Source organism: Nereida sp. NH-UV-3, assembly GCF_042939535.1.
GTDB classification, from domain to species: Bacteria; Pseudomonadota; Alphaproteobacteria; order Rhodobacterales; family Rhodobacteraceae; genus Nereida; species Nereida ignava.
Genome location: NZ_CP132157.1, coordinates 1503160 through 1521580 on the forward strand (window position 1 = coordinate 1503160; position 18421 = coordinate 1521580).

At 51.5% G+C, this 18421-nt stretch carries 15 protein-coding genes, 1 tRNA gene and 1 pseudogene; 9 read left to right on the forward strand and 8 right to left on the reverse strand.

Features of this window, described 5'->3' with window-relative positions:
• The first annotated feature begins 74 nt into the window (after nucleotides 1-74).
• The 9 genes and pseudogenes from NeNHUV3_RS07490 to NeNHUV3_RS07530 all read left to right on the forward strand — a co-directional run bounded on the left by NeNHUV3_RS07490 (nucleotide 75) and on the right by NeNHUV3_RS07530 (nucleotide 7857).
• A tRNA-Leu gene (locus NeNHUV3_RS07490) sits at nucleotides 75-160 on the forward strand.
• A gap of 177 nt (nucleotides 161-337) precedes the next feature.
• Nucleotides 338-1630 carry a tyrosine-type recombinase/integrase gene (locus tag NeNHUV3_RS07495; RefSeq protein ID WP_391480684.1) on the forward strand — a complete coding sequence of 431 codons (1293 nt, stop codon included), beginning with the start codon at nucleotides 338-340 and terminating at the stop codon, nucleotides 1628-1630.
• A 298-nt stretch (nucleotides 1631-1928) separates the two neighbouring features.
• Nucleotides 1929-2516: a hypothetical protein gene (locus NeNHUV3_RS07500; protein WP_391480686.1), complete on the forward strand. Its 588-nt coding sequence runs from the start codon at nucleotides 1929-1931 to the stop codon at nucleotides 2514-2516.
• 119 nt (nucleotides 2517-2635) lie between these two features.
• Complete coding sequence (locus NeNHUV3_RS07505; RefSeq protein ID WP_391480687.1) at nucleotides 2636-4297, forward strand: primase-helicase family protein; 1662 nt, start codon at nucleotides 2636-2638, stop codon at nucleotides 4295-4297.
• Between the two features lie 972 nt (nucleotides 4298-5269).
• On the forward strand, nucleotides 5270-5464 hold the full coding sequence (locus tag NeNHUV3_RS07510; protein WP_391480688.1) for a hypothetical protein: 195 nt from the start codon (nucleotides 5270-5272) through the stop codon (nucleotides 5462-5464).
• A gap of 112 nt (nucleotides 5465-5576) precedes the next feature.
• Nucleotides 5577-5705: pseudogene (locus NeNHUV3_RS07515) on the forward strand (DUF6538 domain-containing protein); the annotation flags it as partial.
• Between the two features lie 318 nt (nucleotides 5706-6023).
• Nucleotides 6024-6851 (forward strand): tyrosine-type recombinase/integrase, encoded by an 828-nt coding sequence (locus tag NeNHUV3_RS07520; protein ID WP_391483205.1) that lies wholly within the window; start codon nucleotides 6024-6026, stop codon nucleotides 6849-6851.
• Nucleotides 6848-7048, forward strand: coding sequence for a hypothetical protein (locus NeNHUV3_RS07525; protein WP_391480689.1), 201 nt, complete (start codon nucleotides 6848-6850; stop codon nucleotides 7046-7048). The genes NeNHUV3_RS07520 and NeNHUV3_RS07525 overlap by 4 nt, the downstream gene beginning before the upstream one ends.
• A 227-nt stretch (nucleotides 7049-7275) precedes the next feature.
• Entirely contained in the window at nucleotides 7276-7857 is a 582-nt protein-coding gene (locus tag NeNHUV3_RS07530) for a hypothetical protein (RefSeq protein ID WP_391480690.1), read from the forward strand.
• 191 nt (nucleotides 7858-8048) lie between these two features.
• Here NeNHUV3_RS07530 and NeNHUV3_RS07535 read toward each other — a convergent pair whose 3' ends face one another.
• The 8 genes from NeNHUV3_RS07535 to NeNHUV3_RS07570 are packed head-to-tail and all read right to left on the reverse strand — an operon-like array spanning nucleotide 8049 to nucleotide 18413.
• A complete protein-coding gene (locus NeNHUV3_RS07535) occupies nucleotides 8049-9980 on the reverse strand; it encodes a vWA domain-containing protein (RefSeq protein WP_391480692.1) in 1932 nt (643 codons plus the stop codon).
• 1 nt (nucleotide 9981) lies between these two features.
• Nucleotides 9982-11340: a serine/threonine-protein kinase gene (locus tag NeNHUV3_RS07540; protein WP_391480693.1), complete on the reverse strand. Its 1359-nt coding sequence runs from the start codon at nucleotides 11338-11340 to the stop codon at nucleotides 9982-9984.
• 19 nt (nucleotides 11341-11359) lie between these two features.
• Nucleotides 11360-13015 (reverse strand): formylglycine-generating enzyme family protein, encoded by a 1656-nt coding sequence (locus NeNHUV3_RS07545; protein ID WP_391480694.1) that lies wholly within the window; start codon nucleotides 13013-13015, stop codon nucleotides 11360-11362.
• Nucleotides 13008-14186, reverse strand: coding sequence for a hypothetical protein (locus NeNHUV3_RS07550; RefSeq protein ID WP_391480696.1), 1179 nt, complete (start codon nucleotides 14184-14186; stop codon nucleotides 13008-13010). Before NeNHUV3_RS07550 ends, NeNHUV3_RS07545 begins: the two co-directional genes overlap by 8 nt.
• Complete coding sequence (locus NeNHUV3_RS07555) at nucleotides 14173-14904, reverse strand: ATP-binding cassette domain-containing protein (RefSeq protein WP_391480698.1); 732 nt, start codon at nucleotides 14902-14904, stop codon at nucleotides 14173-14175. Before NeNHUV3_RS07555 ends, NeNHUV3_RS07550 begins: the two co-directional genes overlap by 14 nt.
• Entirely contained in the window at nucleotides 14904-16115 is a 1212-nt protein-coding gene (locus NeNHUV3_RS07560; protein WP_391480700.1) for a trypsin-like peptidase domain-containing protein, read from the reverse strand. The genes NeNHUV3_RS07555 and NeNHUV3_RS07560 overlap by 1 nt, the downstream gene beginning before the upstream one ends.
• Nucleotides 16112-17269, reverse strand: coding sequence for a serine/threonine protein kinase (locus tag NeNHUV3_RS07565; RefSeq protein WP_391480702.1), 1158 nt, complete (start codon nucleotides 17267-17269; stop codon nucleotides 16112-16114). Before NeNHUV3_RS07565 ends, NeNHUV3_RS07560 begins: the two co-directional genes overlap by 4 nt.
• Nucleotides 17262-18413, reverse strand: a complete 1152-nt coding sequence (locus NeNHUV3_RS07570) for a PP2C family protein-serine/threonine phosphatase (protein ID WP_391480703.1) — start codon at nucleotides 18411-18413, stop codon at nucleotides 17262-17264. The genes NeNHUV3_RS07565 and NeNHUV3_RS07570 overlap by 8 nt, the downstream gene beginning before the upstream one ends.
• Nucleotides 18414-18421 lie beyond the last annotated feature (8 nt).

The following is an 18421-nucleotide window of genomic DNA, read 5'->3' on the forward strand; positions in this document are numbered from 1 at the left end:
CATTTCGCCGCGCCCAAGCGGTTGTGTTATTGACAGCGCCCCCCCCACCGCCTAAACGCCACTCCACGACACCTGCCCAGGTGGCGGAATGGTAGACGCGCTAGCTTCAGGTGCTAGTGTCCGTATGGACGTGGAGGTTCGAGTCCTCTCCTGGGCACCAGTCTTACCCCTATATCTCCAAGAATTCATTCATAATAACTGATTATGTCAGAGTTTGGGACCATTTGCGGGACCGCTTTTCGGACCACTTGGTCGAGATTGGCGCGCAAAGCGTCACAGATAAGCGGTCCAATTGTGCTTGCGCTCTGCAGCATGGAATCCAATACTGTTGAACAGAATGGATGATGCAATTCCCAAGCTGCCAAAATACGTGTTCCGACGGGCAAATGGCTCGTATCGGTACAAGCGCAACGTGCCAAAGGCGCTGCGACAGGTAATCCCCAAGGCAACCATCTACCGACAACTGGGCAATAGCTACGATGAGGCGATCAGGCGGCTACCTGTTGTCCATGCTGAGGTGGAGGCGCTGTTCGATGAGGAACGCAGTACACCCAACAGTGTGCGCGCAAAATCAATAATCCGAGAACGCCTAGGCGAGTGGCATGCTGACGTGTTCGCAGACGGGGTGGTTCAGCCAGAGTGGGATGTCACAGATGACTTCCGGGAGCTGGCCAAGGAGCTTCAGGGCAGTACAGCACCCGAGGTGATACGCCAGGTGGGAAGTGCCCGCATAACGCCCGAACCCATGACGCTCCTGCGGGTCCTGAACGAGTACTACGCCTACAAGTGTGACAACAGTGTGGAAGACAAAGCCCTCAAGACCCGCATTGAGCGGATCCGCAAAGATCTTGTGATTGCATTGGGAAAGAACCGCGTTGAGTGGACACCACTGGCTGACATAACCCGTGCAGACGCCAATACCTTCAGAGATTACTTGCTCACTCGTATGGCCCCAAACTCAGTTCTGCGCACCGTTGGCGTCATCAAGGCGGCCATGAACCATGTGATCATCGAGAATGACCTGGAGCAGCGCAATGTCTTCCAGGGCATCAAGATCAAGGGAGCCGGTGCCAGCAAAGATGACCGCCTGCCCATGAGTGACGCACAGGTTGAGCACCTGCTACCGGAGTATGTGGGCAATCCCACAGCCTATGGGTTGTTCCTGATGCTGACAGACACGGGAGCACGGCTCTCTGAGATCGTGGGGCTCGAGCAGCAGGATGTCGACCTAGACCTAGGAAAGCTCCACATTCGTCCAAATACACTCCGGGGCCTCAAGACCAAGACATCAGAGCGCACACTTCCCCTCTCCCCCAGGGCCATAGAGTGCCTGAGAGGTCATACGGTTGGGCTCTCGGATAGCGATCCCCTCTTCCCACAGTATGCCCGTCCAAGAGGCAGTGATGCAGCCTCGGCCATGCTGATGAAGCGGCTGAGGAGACAGATCAGCGACAAGAAGATCACGATGCATAGCCTACGCCACCGCATGAAAGACAAGCTGAGGAACACTGGCTGCCCTGAGGCCATCTCCCTGGCCATCCTGGGCCACAGCACCAATACAGTCGCTGCCAACTACGGCTCGGGCTATGCGCTGGAGGTCATGCGAGAGCACATGGAGAGGGTGTGGTGATAAGGAGTGCTACTATAAACAAACATCGTAAAAACCAGACCTTAAAGCAGAGTGTCAGCACACTCCTAAGCCTAAGGGATTGAAGGCTAAAAGAAAGCCGACATTAAAGAACAATTGATGTTGTTTGTCCTTCCCCTCACTTGGGTGTTGGGGCTCCCCCAAACCCTTATGTATTACGTATTACATATTAAACATTACGTCTTACGCGTTACGTCTTACCCCTTACACCTTATCCATTAATCCCCGCCCTAGGAGCCACTCCTGGGGTGTTTTTGTATTGAGAACTTTTCCTATGACAATGAAATACTACGACCAGAATCTCTCCCCAGAGGCCCTTGAGGGCTACCAAGGCTACAGCCTTCAGGTGTTCACCTCAGGGCGCATCAAGCTTGCCTTCCACCACAGCCATACCGACCGCGTGGAGTACTATGCAGACTGCCCCAAGCGGCACAGAGAAGCCTATGCCAGACAGCTGAAGCGCAGTGCCACAGCTATGCCTGAGCACTATGCAGTGACAGAGCAAGTGCTAGGGTCATCCCCCGCAACCCTCACCTACCGGGTGCACCTCAAGCGGGACAACAATGCCACAGCGGACAACGCCCATGTGATCCTAGAGACAGAGGCAGACACCTGTCATGTGATCTTAAGCAGCCTCCACCACGCATGGGTCCTCCCGGGTGCTGTCTGTCAGGCACTTCTTGCACGCTCAGGCCCCCGCAAAGGTGCCGCTGCCTGCTTCAATGAATACCTCCAGGCCTATGACCATGACTGGCAGGACGCCACCTTCGCCCCCGCAGACTACCGCGAGGGGTACAGAGCCCCCAGCAAAGCCCGGGCAAACAGGGCTGCACAAGCCACACTCCACGACGATGATCATCTGTTCTAGATACCAAAGCCTTCACCAAAACCACGGTGAGGGCTTTTTTTACGCAATGCGGCGGGTAAGAGATTGTGGTGCAATTGGTCTTTGTTCACCGTATGCTTGCTCGAGAGGACAGATCAAATATGCCCAAGAAAGAGAAAGATAACTTCAGCCTTGTTGATCTCGACGACGGCTTCGTCAGGGCTGCGATCGAAGAGACTGTTGGTCGCTCCTATACTGATGAGGAAATTGAAAACATTGCCCTCGACCAAGCAAGCGAAAGCTCTGAGTTCCGAGAAATAGAGCAGCTTCACGCCCAAGGGTTAGAGAACTACCCCTTTAAGGGTCAGGACGTCTTTATCCCCGTTGACGATCAGGGAAATGAAATCATCCCTTCAGATATTGATGTCCTGAAACATTTATCAGCGCAATTTGTACGCAGAGAAATGGTATTCTTTGAGCTTGATAAGTTAGACAAACCGATCACGCGTGCCGATCTAGCTATCGTCGTATACACCCGAGTTAGAGCTAAATATCCAAACTTTGAGATTGGGACGGAGAAGCTCAAATCCTTAATGGACGCGCTCACTAATAACCCCACTGCTGATCCCGGGCTTACGATCCCCGTTTGGAACGGCAGAGTTGCAGCCATGCCTGGTAATACCGCCCGATTAAAGTTCGACGGGGGGATGTATGCCGTCAACGCATGGACGCAGCCCGCATTCCGGAGCCTTCACAACGTAGAACCCGATCTCGAGGTTTTTGACCGCTTCTTGAGCTTCATTTTTAAAAATTCCTCAGAAAAAGAAGTTTTTCTTGATTGGCTTTCGTGGTGCCTACAGAACGAAGCGGACAAGCCATCATGGGCAATCTTTTTGTTCTCGGAACGTCACGGGACAGGTAAATCTACGCTCGCTTCGATTGTGAAAAAGCTGTTTGGCGAAGATAACTCCTCAGAACAACAAGGCATCAAACCGATCATCAGCCGGTTCAATAAGCCTGTGCTGCTGAAAAAATTGATTTACGCGGAAGAAGTTAAGGTCGCGCAGAACTCAGATGATGGAAATAGGCTAAAGACGCTAATCTCAGAGCGCCAGACAATGGCTGAGAGCAAAGGCAAAGACATTGAGCCTATCGATCATCGTTGTTGCTTCATTCTGACCACAAACCACAAGCCAATCTGGTTGGAAGCGGGCGATCGTCGGTTTTACATTATTCATGTCGACCATCAGGGATATGCCGCGGGTGGCAGCGAATACGATACCTTTATCAAACTGGTGACAGAGGTGCAGGAGACCTACGCATCTGAGTTGGGCATCGCAAAACTGTACCGGGCTCTTATGCAAAGGCAACAAGCTGCAGTGTTCAACCCGTACTCACTGAACGTGAACGAACTGGCCACGGAAGTGATGCAAGAAATAAACGTATTGGCACCTGATGTTGTGGAAGAGCTACTCGCCGAGTTTTTGCAGGAACACCAAATTCGTTTTGTACCTGTTAGATATGCAAATAAACTTCTGTCGTACTTCGCACATCGCAACCCTAATGCCGCCAAGTATAGCTTTGATCGTCTCGGCTGGAAAAAGAAAAAGTTCGCTTGGGGTGGGCAGGGTTCAGCACATGCCTTTTATCATCCCGAAGCTAATCCAGCACGCGGAATACTCATGACGCCTCATGGCGAGCAATCTATTGAAACGCACTTGAACAGGAATCTTGCGCCTGCACTCAACGAAATCGGCTTTGGCATTAAATATGAGTACCTAGACCGTGACGCAAAGAAGCCTGCTGATGACCCGTCACCTTGATAGCGACTTAAGTGAGTGGCTAGCAGACCTGTCAGCTTGCATGAGTGGCTTTGCTCGAGATGAACTTTTCGTACTGACACAAACTCCAGAAAAAGAGTGGTGGGCTCAGCTACTGGATGACGCTGCAAGTACCGCCTTGGTAATTGAGGATCTGCTAGCAAAGACAAAGCGCGCAGAGGGTGGCTGCCTGGAAGCTTCTCAGGGCAGATCAAAGCGCGTCACTCTCAAACAGAAACAAGTCTATGCCTACCAACTTATATACTGGGCGGGAAATGCCCTCATCCCCAGCAGTGATGATGTCGTACGTCACAAGTGTCACAACAGGCGGTGTATCAATCCCCTGCACCTCACGCATGGGACGCAGCGTGACAACTTAAACGACACCCGCGATCGGTAAAGGCACATCTATTTGGAGTTGAAGTAGGCTGGCGAGTTGGAGAGTTGGCCTTTAGGTCACTGATATTGCTGTGCATTTTACTCTCCAATACCATGGTTTTGCTTGGAGAGCCCCTGGCGAGTACAGGAGCAGCCTTGGAGAGTTGAGCATGCTAGCTCCTCTGATATCCCCGGTGAGTTTGACTGATACCCGCACCGCCTAAAATACTCCGAAGGCCTGTTTTTGCCGTTGGATACTTGTCTACTTGGATGGTTTGTTGGGGCACTGATGCGAGACTGCCCCCAAGAAACTGAGGAAGCTAACGCATCTATGATGATCACAATCATCATGGAGACCGATCATGCTTTTGACCTTCACGACCCTTGCTCTGGCAGGGGGCGCCCTTCGGCTTGCCTTGCAGTGGCAGCTACACCGACGCTGGGGCATGACCCTAGCAGTACCCCAGGCCCTCGCAGGCGCAATTGTGGTACTGGCAGGATTGCCCAGCATACTGCAGCCCTTCCCCTTCCCTGTCCCCCTGAGCCTCGCAATCGGCTTGCTGCTGCCTGACCTGATCATGGCGCGAAGGGGCTAGTATGACAGATCACCCCCTCACCCCTGGCTGCACTGTCCTCATCGCAGCCTTTGACGACGTCCCCGAACACCGCTTCCTCGTCGAGGAGGTCTTCGAGGACTGCATCACAGGGGCGGCCCAGACGGGCCCCCTTGCCGGCGAGTACGGAGAACCTGACCTCAGCTTGGTCATCAGGGTTCTGCAAGCTCCTAGCTGACCGCCAGAGAGACCGTATCAGGGATGGGCTTAATCCCTGAGCGGCGTTGCTGCGCAACACAAAACTTCCAATCAACATCACAAGCGGGGCGGTTGCCCCAATAGGAGACATCATGTCGACACAGATAAAGTACGCCTACAAACGGCATAATACCTGGGTTTACCGCAGGACCTACCCCAAGGCCCTCCAGCCCTTCCTGGGATCTGCCCTTAAGCAGTCCCTCAAGACAGCAGATGCCACCAAGGCCAAAGCACGGGTCGCAGAGCTGAACACAACCTTCCACACCATCATCCAAGAGGCTCAAACCCATGCCACTGCTACCCCTCCCACTGGGTCTTCCAGTGATACTTCCACTGCTACCCAAGGTCCTCGACTGGCTGTGGCTCGTCCTCGATATCAGCGTGCTCGTCTTCTGGGTGAGCGGTTGGTAGCGCAGCTAGCTCAGGACTACCTGGCAGAGGCCTCTGCGCGGTTGCGCCCTGGCAGCTACAAGTCCGTACGCTTTGCTCTGGAGCTGCTGACCTCCCACCTGGGTGGGCGTCCTATCGGTGACGTATCCTTGAGCCACGGAAAGGAGGTACTGGGATATGTCACCCAGCTCTCACCCAACGTGCGCAAGTACAGGGACGGCAAAGAAGCTGGCTTGGCTGAGCTGGCAAAGCTGTCATCGGAGCAGGAGGGCACTGTTCTCGCACCCCAGACCCAGGCGCGCATCTTCAAGCAGATGACCCAGTTCCTTGACTGGTGTGTGGGGCAAGGAGAGCTGGAGACAAACCCCTGGGACAGGCTCAAGGTCAGGGACAGACCAGAGGCTCATCCTCACAAGGTGGTCAGTGACGCTCAGGTCACGATCCTCCTCAATGCTAAAGACAGGGTGCTTCACAGCGCCCTTCTTTTTGCCTTGCTGACAGGCATGCGCTCTGGAGAGCTCTGCGGTCTCATGGCAGATGACATCACAGCCAAGGGTAACCTTGGTCGCTTCATCTGCATCAGGCCCAACGAGGTTCGTCTGCTGAAGTCCAGGGCTGCAGAGCGGGAGGTGCCCTTGCATGGCATCCTTGAGGGGCTGTTGGATACAGTGTTGCCAACCTCAGGCAGGCTGTTCCCAGGTCTTACCGTGGACAGGATCGTAAAGCGCTACGACAAGCTGCGCTCTGTGCACCCAGAGCTCAAAGGCACGGTGTTCCACAGCACCCGCAAGTGGTTCATCACCCAGTGTGAGCGCACAGGGGTTCCAGAGCACTACACAGCTACGTTGGTGGGGCATCACTCAGCAAGGTCCGCCAACAAGCTCACCTATGGGCTCTACTCAGCAGGCATCAGTGATGCCCAGAAAAGGGAGATTATGGATGGGGTGAGGCTGCCTGTCTCGGAGGGCATATCATGAGCCGCACTCCGCCAGCAGATCCTCGCCTGATCCCTGACATCGAAGCCTTCGAGGAACGGGCCGCCATCGCCGAGTACGATGGTGGGCTCACACGCCTACAAGCCGAGAACTTAGCAGCACGGCAGCAGGGCTTCAGGTCTGCTGGGCGGTATTGGCGGTGGCTTCAGGCTTACGCAAGCAACCGTAGGCTTGGTTAGCGCACACACAAAGCACCCCCCGTCCGGTTCCTCTCAAAGAGGGGTCGGGCGGGGGAAGTAAGGTAAATTTTTTTGCAAAAGCTACTAATGAAGTGCGCCCAATAGCGCATCAGAACGCCTTTAAGGACATAAGTTTTACCGCAATTAGACTACAACAAAGGCCAAATAGTTGTGCTCTGCCGACGTAATGGTAGTGTCTTAATGAAACTTCAGGAAGACCTCACACAATGACTGATAGCAAAGATACAAAAAAACAACTTGTGCTGAAGGATATCTCGGACACTTCGGCATTACCCGTGCTAACTGAAGGTGCCTTAGCTGGATGCTTCCTGGTCAACGCGGTTGACATAACTGTTCCTTCGCCAAGATTACCCAAAATTGTAGAGAATAACTGGTATTGGCAGGGGACTGAGCAAGAACTCAGCCTCAATAATCTTTGGGTAGCAGTGGATGCAGCCTGGGCTGGTGATAGAAAACTAGCTCAGGACATTACCCTATCTGAAGCGATTTATGATATCTTCACGCTCTGCGGATTGTGTGTTGTAGGTGTACGCGGCGGGCTGAAAAAATCTCTGGTTCGCGCTGTAAAAAAGAAAGCATTTATTAAGGCAGACATGCTGTATCATGATGGGCGTGGATTTGAGAATGGCACCCATCCCGCAGTTTTGCTTATCCGTAGAGATCGAAAAACTGATAAGGCAATTTTGTCAGTAATTGGCGATGTCGAGGAAAGTATTTCTTTCGATTTAGAGAACGACAAGACGCCGTCACCACTAGACAACATTGTCGCGTTTCCAGCTAAGAAATAACCCGGCGCAAAATACTGCTACTGCGTGTTGAGGTGGGCTATCTGCGGAATGTTAGAGGCATGTACCAAACTCAATTCGTACATTCTACCCACTTTTCTTTCCGCCCTGTGCCTGAGCCAGAAACACTCTCTTAGCAAATAAAGCCATATAAAAACCCATAGGCGCTGAAGTTAGACACTAAGGGTGAAACCTTACGGCAAGTCGTCTAGTGGCATTGGGAATAGCAACTCACCGTCTTGGCCTGTTGCCAAGTATCGCGACCAAAGGTGCGTGCTTTTGTTATAACGACGATAGCGTTCAATGCGGTCACGCATTCCATTCACAATCGTGATCTGTTCTGCTGCAGACATGCGAATCCAATCATTTTGGGTGATCTTCATAATTGTAGATTCATATGGCAACCCATTGAGCATTTCCCCAATTACCGTCAAATCACCCAAAGTGGCATCTTGGCCTTGCGATACATCCTGTGGGTCCCGGCCCATACGCACAGCGGCGGCCAACACTTTGGGAAAGAAATCTTCAGGCTTTGTGATATTAGCCTCAGCCTCATCCACCACAGTTTCCAGGGATTGAAACAGATCGCTCAATTGATCTTTGGTCACAAGCACACGGATCGACAGCGGCTTGCGCGCCGTTTCTTTAAAATCACGATCCGCAACGAAAGCCCTAAAAATTGAGGGCACTTGTTCGCTGCCATTGCGCCCAAGATAGGCCAGTTGCATCGCAAGACCTGCATTTTCCACAGCTCGCAACATAGGGTCCTCTTCGACGGCCTCACCCACGACACCACCTTGGTTAAAGGCTTCAATCTGACGTGCAATCACATCCGAGATACTTAAAATCGCACGCTGATAATCAGAGGCAAGCGCCGCTTGATCGCGCCCGTCAATCCTATGAAGAGCCGGCTGACTGTTCGCCTGTGCACTTGCAATACCGTAAAGCCGTGCTGCGCGGCCAGCATCATCGAAATTGTCACCCACAATCAACAAGGTAACTAAAGCGCCTTTTAAACGCTGTTGGATTGAAGTGCGCACACCATCCGCGCTCAGCCCTGTTTGTGATAGGGGGTCCTCTTCGGTACGTGGGCTCGCATCGGTAACAAGGATGATATAGCGCCCACTGAATTGTGACCAATCCATGCGGGTGATCGCATGCTCAATACCGTGAAAACTATCTTCACGTACATTACGGGTCGAGCTATTGGCCTCTTCCATAATAGAAACGCCACGAAAGAAATTATTGCGATTAAACCCTTGATTTAGATCAACGAAGACCTGCGCATCATAGCCTGCTTCGGGGCTACCGCGCAGATTGTCACGAAACCCAACAAGACCAAAGGACACTTTTTCACTCAGGCCGCGCTGTGCCAAGGTATCATATAAGGCATTCACCGCTTGGCGCGTTGCATCAATATAAGGCCCCATTGAGGTCGTCGTATCCACAACAAATACAATCCCCGTATTAAAAAAATCTGCCTCTTGCGCCAGTGCGGCACCAGAGCCTGCAGCGGGCGCAGTGTTTGAACTGGCCACGGCCACCTCGAGCAAATTCACAAATGTGCCATTTTCAAAAATTTCTTCTTCTGCTGATAAGATTGGCAACACATACGGGTTCTCGACCAAATCAACCGTATTTCTTGGACCAAGGGCCGCGATTCCATCAACCTGACCACCCGATGCTTCGGCAGCTAACGCGGCACTGCGGAGGGATGCCGCATCTTGAGCCGGATCTTCACTGACAACCACGTCAATCATGGTGGCATAGTCATCAAACAGCAAAGGCCGCTCAATATTGGCAGTCGACTCAAAAACCCCGACGATATTTTGCCGCCACTCAATCGTATTTTCTTCGTCTATCCAATAAAGACGCTTAGCCGATTTCGTGGCGCCCACTTCCAACTGCCCATTCTGGCGATCAAACACATAGAGCTGAGTGAGCGGTAACAACTGGCGCGTATTGCCACCGCCGTTTTGTTCGCTACTGGCGTCGGTCAGCGCACGCAAAAGCACACGTTGATAGAGGCTTGATTTTCCCTCCATCAAAAGCGGCTCTTTAGCCCAACCCGCTTGAGAATAACCCAGCGCAACACAGAGCATAACGATCAGGCGTAATTGGGTCATATCACTGAGCTTCCTTTAAACGAATGAGATCAGCGGTTACGTTCGCCCCTTGGGCTTGCGCTGCTTCATAAGCACGGATTGCTGCGCTGATATTGGACTGCGGAAATGGCGACGTGGTTGTTGAATGAAACTTTGGATCATACATATGCGCCAACATAACATGAATTATTTGTTTCGTAGAGGCATCCATATCAGATGAGCGGGAAAGCGTAACCAATGCGCTGAGCGCATCGTTCAAATTCGCTTCGCCACCTGCTTCAATCTTTGCCCGAATTTCCGCAATTTCACGTGAATCTTGCAACGCTAGAGTGGGCGTGGGTGCCGGCTCAGGACCTAGCTCGGGTGATGCGGCTTGGACCGATGGCTGTATTTGATTTTGGGGGGCTTGCCCTTGAAGTCCTGGGGCAACATCAAACTGTGGGGCTTCGGCCCCTTTTGGCATCAACAGAAAAAACCCAGCCGCAGCAGCTGCAATCGCTACCCCACCAATAGCAACAAGTATCGGAAATTTTGACCCCGAAGATGTGGACGACGTCGCCTCGCCCTTTAACGCCGCTTGAAATAAGCTCTCGGCCTCTTCAGGGCGGTCTTGAGGGTCAGCTTTTAGAAGTTGATGCAACACTCGAGCGACCACAGGATCCACATGAGACGGCAGCTTGACATCCCCACGGCGGTACTCAATCACTCCTGCACCTTGGTCTTGACCCGGCACATCAATGCCCATCGCCCTCATCAGCACGAGTGCTAAGGCATACAGATCAGATTTACCCGAAATTTTACCGCCAAACAGCCCAAGCTGTTCTGGGGCCGAATAGTTAAACTTGCCGACAAAAGAATCTCCAATAATCGATTTCTCTTGGCCAATCGTGTTGGACGCGACACCGAAATCAATCAGCTTGGCCTTTTCGATATTATCATCGACAACCATAATATTATCGGGCGCAATATCGCGGTGAACTATGCCTTGATCATGAACAGCCTTCAACGCACTTGCCATGCGCAGCCCAAGTTTGAGCACGTCATCAGGGGCCAAGCGCGCACCACTGGCAAGGAAATATGACAATGGCTTGCCTGTCAGATACTCCATCACGATATAGAATCTCTTATTTTGACCCATCAGCGCAGTTTCGAGCCGCACAACACCAGGGTGAGAAATGCCACGGAGCAACTGCGCCTCGCGCAAAAAGAGCTGTTTGCCCTTTTCGCCATACGAAGGGTTGCTAAGCACTTTGATCGCCACATCATGGCCCAGCGGAATATTCACTGCGCGAAAAGTTTGCCCCATACCGCCTTCACCCAGTTCGGAATGGAGCCGATAGGTATCTTGGATCACATATCCAGGTTCGAGTGTGTTTGTCATAATCAACGCCCTTTGTCGTTTATTGTGCCAATGACAGCGCGATTTTTTGATAATCTTTTAGCAAAAGTGCTTTTTCAACAAAGCCTTTTGCATTACGTCCCTCGATATGCCCCCATAGCGTATCAAAACAGCTGCTACGTAGCTCAGTGGTATCGGCTGACGCATCGCGGGCGACCATGAGTTGTTCCCGCAAAAGATCGTCGGAATAATCCGAGGCCATCACTTCGATCAAATTGGAGTAATCCCCCAATTCCCTGTCAATTGTCGCCTGCAAAATTTCCAGCTTTAGCTTTGTATCAGCCAAGGCAGCTTCGGCTTCCTGCACGGTTCTCGTGTCACCAATAGCTGCGCCTTCATCGCGAATATCGATGATGTTTTCCAGCAGAGACCGGATCGCAAGCGCATTCCGATATCGCTGAACTAGCTGATCACACATCAAACTGCCCGACAGAAAGAGTTGTCGCAAAGTTCGGTTACGCTGCACATTTTGATCTGATTGAGCTGCCAAAAGCGTGGTTTTGATCACTTCGATCTGCATGCGGGCGCCTTGGTCTGGGGCCGCTTCGCTCATACGCGTCAGCAGATCGAGCACCTCTTCGGTTGAACGGGCCGAGGCCGCCTTAGGATCCGCCCGTGCAAGATCTTTAAGATCAGACAGGATTTGCTCCATTTGCTCGCGCGTAGCCAGAGCCACAGACGACAACATCACCCGTGTCCCCATATACTTTTCTCTCACGGGCGCGCCAGAATAGACATCAATTGGGGCAATTTCATAGCGCGAGGCCGATGAAATTTGCTCGATCGAAGTGCGCGCATCGCCGCCACGTTTGATCAACCCGCCCGGTTGACCTTGCAAACGGCCCAAACGCACAATAGAAAATCGCGATTCAACCAATTCCGATACGTTCCCCAGCATGTCATGCAGCCCAACAGCGTTAGGGCGCAATGTGCCGATAGTTTGAACACGGCCATTGGCGCTATCGGACCCACCATGCGCAATGTAATCATTCAGAGAGCTGCCCGCCTCGAGGGGTGGGTACGGGGCGCGAAAATTCGCTTCATCTACGGCGGTCCCACCGCGCGCGGCAAACTCCCACTCTTCTTCGGTTGGCAGTCGTACAAAGGGTTTTGCAGGTGTCACAAATGGCAAATCTGATGGCATATTTTTCAAAAGCCACAGGCTATAGGCCTCACTGAACATATCGTATTCAAGCTTTGACTTGCCAACCGCAGGCGTGAAACCACGCCGCCGTGGTGCGCGGTCAGGGCACCCCTCCTCTCCCTTAGTCGCAACATCCATCATGGTTTGATACTGCGCATCAGCCAATTCATATTTTGCCATGTAGAAATGAGGATGGCCTTTTTTGGGCCCAGATATCTGACGAAATGGCCCTGATACGTAAGATCTGCGCAAGCCATTTAGAAACGGCTGCTCATCACCTTCTTGACCCAAAATCACAGGCACATCGCCAACAGTTCCACCGGTATTTGGGGTATATATGGGACGAAATACCATTGCCCCCCCGCATGGCATGCGGAGAATAAGGTCATCATCAAGCGGATTAGGATTATAGTAACTCTGTTCCCATCTGATGTCTTGAGCCATAGCAAGGCCAACTCCCATCAGCCACGCTATGGTTGCGCCCAATAGTTTGCCGCTTGGAGCGTTAACCATTGGTCAACACCTCACCCAACTCCACATCAATGATTGTTTTAACCGCCCATAGTGACGACAGCCCGACAACAACCAAAAGCGCCATCGCAAATGAAACAACATCCCACAGAGTCAAAATCGCGATACGCATCTCAACCGTGGCCCCAAAAGTTACATTGACCAGGAGATTGAGCATCAAAGTCAAAAGTATCGAAATCACAAACCCACCAAAGGTCATCATCACATTTTGCAAAACAGGAATGACGGCAATCTTTGCAGTGTTATGCCGCATCAATTTAAACAGACTATAATCTGTACGCCTACGCTGCGTCCAAGCCCGCAAGTTCGCGGCCATCGCAACCGCATACCCCGACAGCCCCATCACCGCGAGAAGCCCGTAGATAAGATCAACACCGCGCTGAAGCCGTAACATCAACGGCACATTACTATTCAAAGGCTGCACCCTAAGGTCTCGCGCCTTTAGCTCCACGACAACATCTTCAACTTGGCTCAGCTCGCTTGCATAAATGCGCATCGACGGGAAAGAGGATGGTAAAGTAAAGCGACTATACCAGTCTTGGGAACTGATGGATGGATCATCACGATAGGCTTCGACTTTAATCATATCATCAATATGCACGAACACTGCCGCACGTGGGTAAATTTCATGCCGGACAATACCCTCGACGACAGCATCAAAGCTCGCGGGCTCTTCTTGTGCCCCATTTATACGCCTAAAACGAAGCTCTAAGTTTCCCTCAGAGGCCGCCAATGCATCAGACAAAGATTGCGTTATAAACACACGCCCAATCCGCAAATCCGCACCCTCAAGCAGGGGGTCGCCCACCATTGAGGGCACAATCTCAACCCCAAAGGCGCGGCTACCATTCTTATGAGAAATTTCGTCGACCTGTGAATTGATGGGCCGCGTGGTTGGCATAACAAAACCAAGGCCATCAATCGACTTGTATGCACGGATATCTTCAATTGTTATTTGATGTGACCCCTGCAAAACAATCTCTCGATTTTGCGGCGCTGTCACAAGCGCTTCAATCGTCTGATCGAGCGCCCCATGTTTTAATGATATGGCGACCATCAAAGGCACCAATACCCCGCAAAGCGCAAAGGCATAACAAAGTGCTGAAATAGGCTCGAATTTGAGCTCTTTGAATGCAAGGCTAAAGGGCGACATGGCTTAAATCACGTTGTGAAAACGTGGAATATAGTCGTCCTTCAGTCTTAAAGGCACGATAATACAAAGGCTTGGTTGCGGGCACATCCATTTTACCCAAATCATGGGATGCGATAATAAAGCTCGCTTCGGTCATCGTACGCAGGGACAAAATCGCGTCAATAACACGACGCGAGGTTTGTGGATCAAGGGCGGAAAATGGCTCGTCCATCAAAACAAGCTTAGGCTTTTTGATCAAGGCACGCGCAATCGCGGCACGTTGGCGTTGACCCACAGACACTTCTGATGGCAACCGATCCATCAGATGTTGAATTTCAAGCGTTTGGGCCAATCTTGCAAGCCATGATGGGTCAAGCTCATGCTGCGCACCGAGGCCCAATATGATATTTTCGCGCAGGCTCAGAAACTGAATCAATTGATGCACCTGTGGGACGAAGGCAATCTCAGCCTGGCCCGCAGCGCCATCAGATGACAGCATATTGCGCCCTTCAAACTCATATTTCTGATCTTGTAGGGATGCCGGCACAATTGCCCCAAGCAAAAGCGCAAGTAATGTGCTTTTGCCTGTTCCAGATCGGCTATCTAAAACAACAAGGCTTTGCGGCTCAAGCGTCAGATGATCTAAAACAATGCTAAGTTCATTGGATAAATCAACACCAAGGTTGCACACTTCGACATGCGCAAGCTTTTGTTTCACTTCCCGAGCCATCACGGACATTAAGACGCCTTTTTAAATCGCAGCTGTACCGATTGACCAAGCTGCACCTCTGTGTTCAGCCCGATATGCTGATCTTGATGCGGAATAACTTCACGCCCGTCGATATAGCTTTTGTTACTGGATCCGTTATCCGTAAACATAAGTTTGCCATCGCGGTGACACAACTTGGCGTGCACACGGCTAATATCCCCTGCACCAAAGCGGATCGCACAGCTTGCTTCGCGACCCAATTCAATGCCTCGGCTGAGGTCATCCTCTGAGACACCAAACTTGTTGATCTGACCATTTTCAGAGGCATAGATATAGATCGCCGCGAAATCTTCATTCGTATCAGCCGCCCCCGAACGGCCCGTCATTTGCCAGAAAATAATACCGCCTAAACCCACAACTACGACTGAGGCTAGAAAAATTTGTACAAGAGGCGATGATAGAAAACCAATCGCACCCTTGGATCCACAGCTGGAGCGATAGATTTTCATGGGCAGATCAGTCTCTCTCAAAAAAGCCAAGACCTCAAGCGAGGATGACGCCCAAAAGGCACCCGATGGGATATCACCATCAATCGCAGCCGACTTATTTGTATTCACGCCCACAACTTGCCCGCATGCGTCAAACAGCGGTCCACCCGAATCCCCGCTATTGAGCGGTGCCGTATGCAAAATAATCCTCAACGGCAAATCACGTTCATACCAAGAGCCAGTCATAAGGCGGCTTACAATTCCTTCTGAAAACGTCGCATCAACGAGGTCATTGCTGCTTGTGATCGTACTTAGACCTCTATCGGCCAAGCCGGGATATCCAAGTTTTGCAACCTTTTCGGACTTGGCAGTTTCACGATTTGCCAACTCTAATATTGAAATATCGTGACGGGTGTTTTTCTTGCGATTAATTTTAATCACCGCCAGATCGCGGCGCTGGTCAACGTTCAAAACCTCGCCCCTATAACTCAGCATACCAAGCGGTGTTTTAAAGGCAACTTGAACGCTGCGCGAGCCCTTCACCACGTGCTCGTTGGTAACGACAATTAGTGCCTCCTCTTCGTCATTGCTGATCTCAGTCACGACAAAGCCTGATCCAACCCCCTCATCCGTGATGATCCGCGCTACTCCACTTTCAATCGAATTTACCACATCGCTAAATGCGTGGACTGTGGACAACGAGACCACCGACAAAACCAACCCAAGAACAAAACTGCAAACACGGCGTGTCATGAGAGGACCCCTTTGTAATCTAAGACATAATAAGCGATGAGCGTTACGAGCGCCGCCAACGCGATTAAAAACAAACTAAAAAGTAATGGATTTGGCTTGCGCCCAGCCCTACCCATTGGAAGCGTTTTGACTTTGGATAAACCAAAAAAGCCTTGCATGACCTTATCCATCATCTGATCTGAGGGCAGAGAAATTTTCGACATGGCTGCTGTCATAGGCTCAGGCGCCGGCATAACCGAAGCTGATGTAAGCGATAACTTAAGCTCACGCGCGATCTCCGATGCCGAGGACGGGCGATCTGAAATATGCAGTGCACAACAGCGATCCACCATTTTAAGCAATCGTGTGGAGTATTTCATAGAAAGCTCTGGCTGAGCGGCCAATGCCACATACGGATCGGACTGACCATCATCGACTAACGCCTTGCGTTCTCTCGCAGTGGCCGGTGACGTTTGCGCAATCAAAATATAAAGTGTCACACCAAGAGAGAAAAAATCAGTCTGTGGCCCCTCTTCCAGCTTTGCATTGGGAAATTGTTCGATCGGCGCATATGTTTCGGTAAAGCTACTATGGGCTTTGCGCGGCAATGCTAAATTACGCGCGGCCCCAAAATCAATCAGCCATGCCACACCATCACGGTCGATCATAAGATTCGAAAGCTTGATATCCCGATGGATCAGATCCTGTGCATGTACGATACTGAGCGCCGATAAAATATTTTCGAGCGCACTTAAAATGCGATCTTCTGGGAAATGACCATATGATCGCACCATAAGAGGCATGATGTGATCCATAGTTTCGCCATCGATAAACTCCATTACGCAATAGGCCGTGCCAAATTTTTTCAACGCAGCAACCACACGCACTAATCCTGGAAAGGTCGGCAAAGTAGTCATCAACATAGCTTCGTCAAAGAAATCCTTAAGTCCGACATCAAAAAAGCGCTTTTTTGACCCCAAATGGGTCACCGTGTTTGCACCTGAACGTTGTGCAGCCCCGGATGGGAAATACTCTTTGACGGCAAAGGTGCCAGCTTTTTCCTCATGGGTCGCCAAATAGGTGAGGCCAAACCCGCCCTGACCAAGCACCTTCTCGATGCGGTAGCCCCCCAGGGTCATGCCTTGGCTCAGAGGAAGTGTACTACCATCACTCATTGGGGCCTCCGCTGGCAGGTGCATTGAGCTTGTCCTCAACGCCTCCCTGAAACACTTGCGGATCAGCAGCGCTCTCATTTGGGTCTTTCGCAAGCACATCTTCTTGGCTGGGCGTTTGTTCAAGAGCCTCTTGGCTGGTATCTGATTCTGGCGATGTACTCAGGGCTTCACCAGGTTTGGGGGTCTGTGCCATAGGTTCCGAGGTAGGAACAGAAGCAGTCTCTGTAATCACAGGATCATGTACCCGCCCAATTTTGAACCACCCCATGACCGCAATCGTTACGATCAAAAGCGCCGTAATGGTAGACAGAGCTATGATCTGCCAACTTGACTGCACGCGACCTGCAAGGCTCATTTGCGTCCAATTTGATCGTGTCGACAGCGTACGATCCTCAGCGCCATGCACATAGGTGATCAGAGAAATATTATCTTGTTTTGGATTGCCTACATCCAACGTCGCATCGATGAGCTTTTTACAAAGAGCCTGCGGCCCCGCGCGATGATAGGCTTCAATGGTGCGGACAAGAGCGGGCTCTTCTAACGTATCGAGACCGTCTGTGGCCACGATCAACGTGTCATGCACACTCAGCCGCTCATGATTTACATCCACCAACTGGACAGCATTGCCAGTCAATGCAGAGCGCAGGGCATTCCTTTTGGGATGGTTTTGGGCTTCAGCCAAAGTGAGGCGACCTTGCGCCACCTTGCCCATCAACTCGCCAAAAAACGAATGGTCTGCATTCAATCGGCGCAGTTGCCCTCCCCTATAGATATACATCGGGCTATCGCCAACTGACAGCCATAACAGCATGTCCTCATGCTTCCACGCAGCAATCAAAGTCGTTCCCATGCCCTTAAGCGCAGGGTTCGCTTGCGTTTCGCGCAACAACGCCGCATTCGCAGCCTGCATCGCCTTATGTAGCCGCTCTTTAGGGGCTTGTTTTGTAGATTGTGACAAGAACTCAGCGCGGAATGTTTTTATCACAAAAGACGAAGCGCGCGCGCCGCCAGCATGGCCCCCCATACCATCTGCAACCAGCATCAACAAATCACCAGAGCTATCACCGTCGCGCTCGAACAACGTAGCAACAGAGTCTTCTTGCCCTTCTCGCGCGCCAATATGTTGAAGCTGAGCAACTGCCATAGTGACTG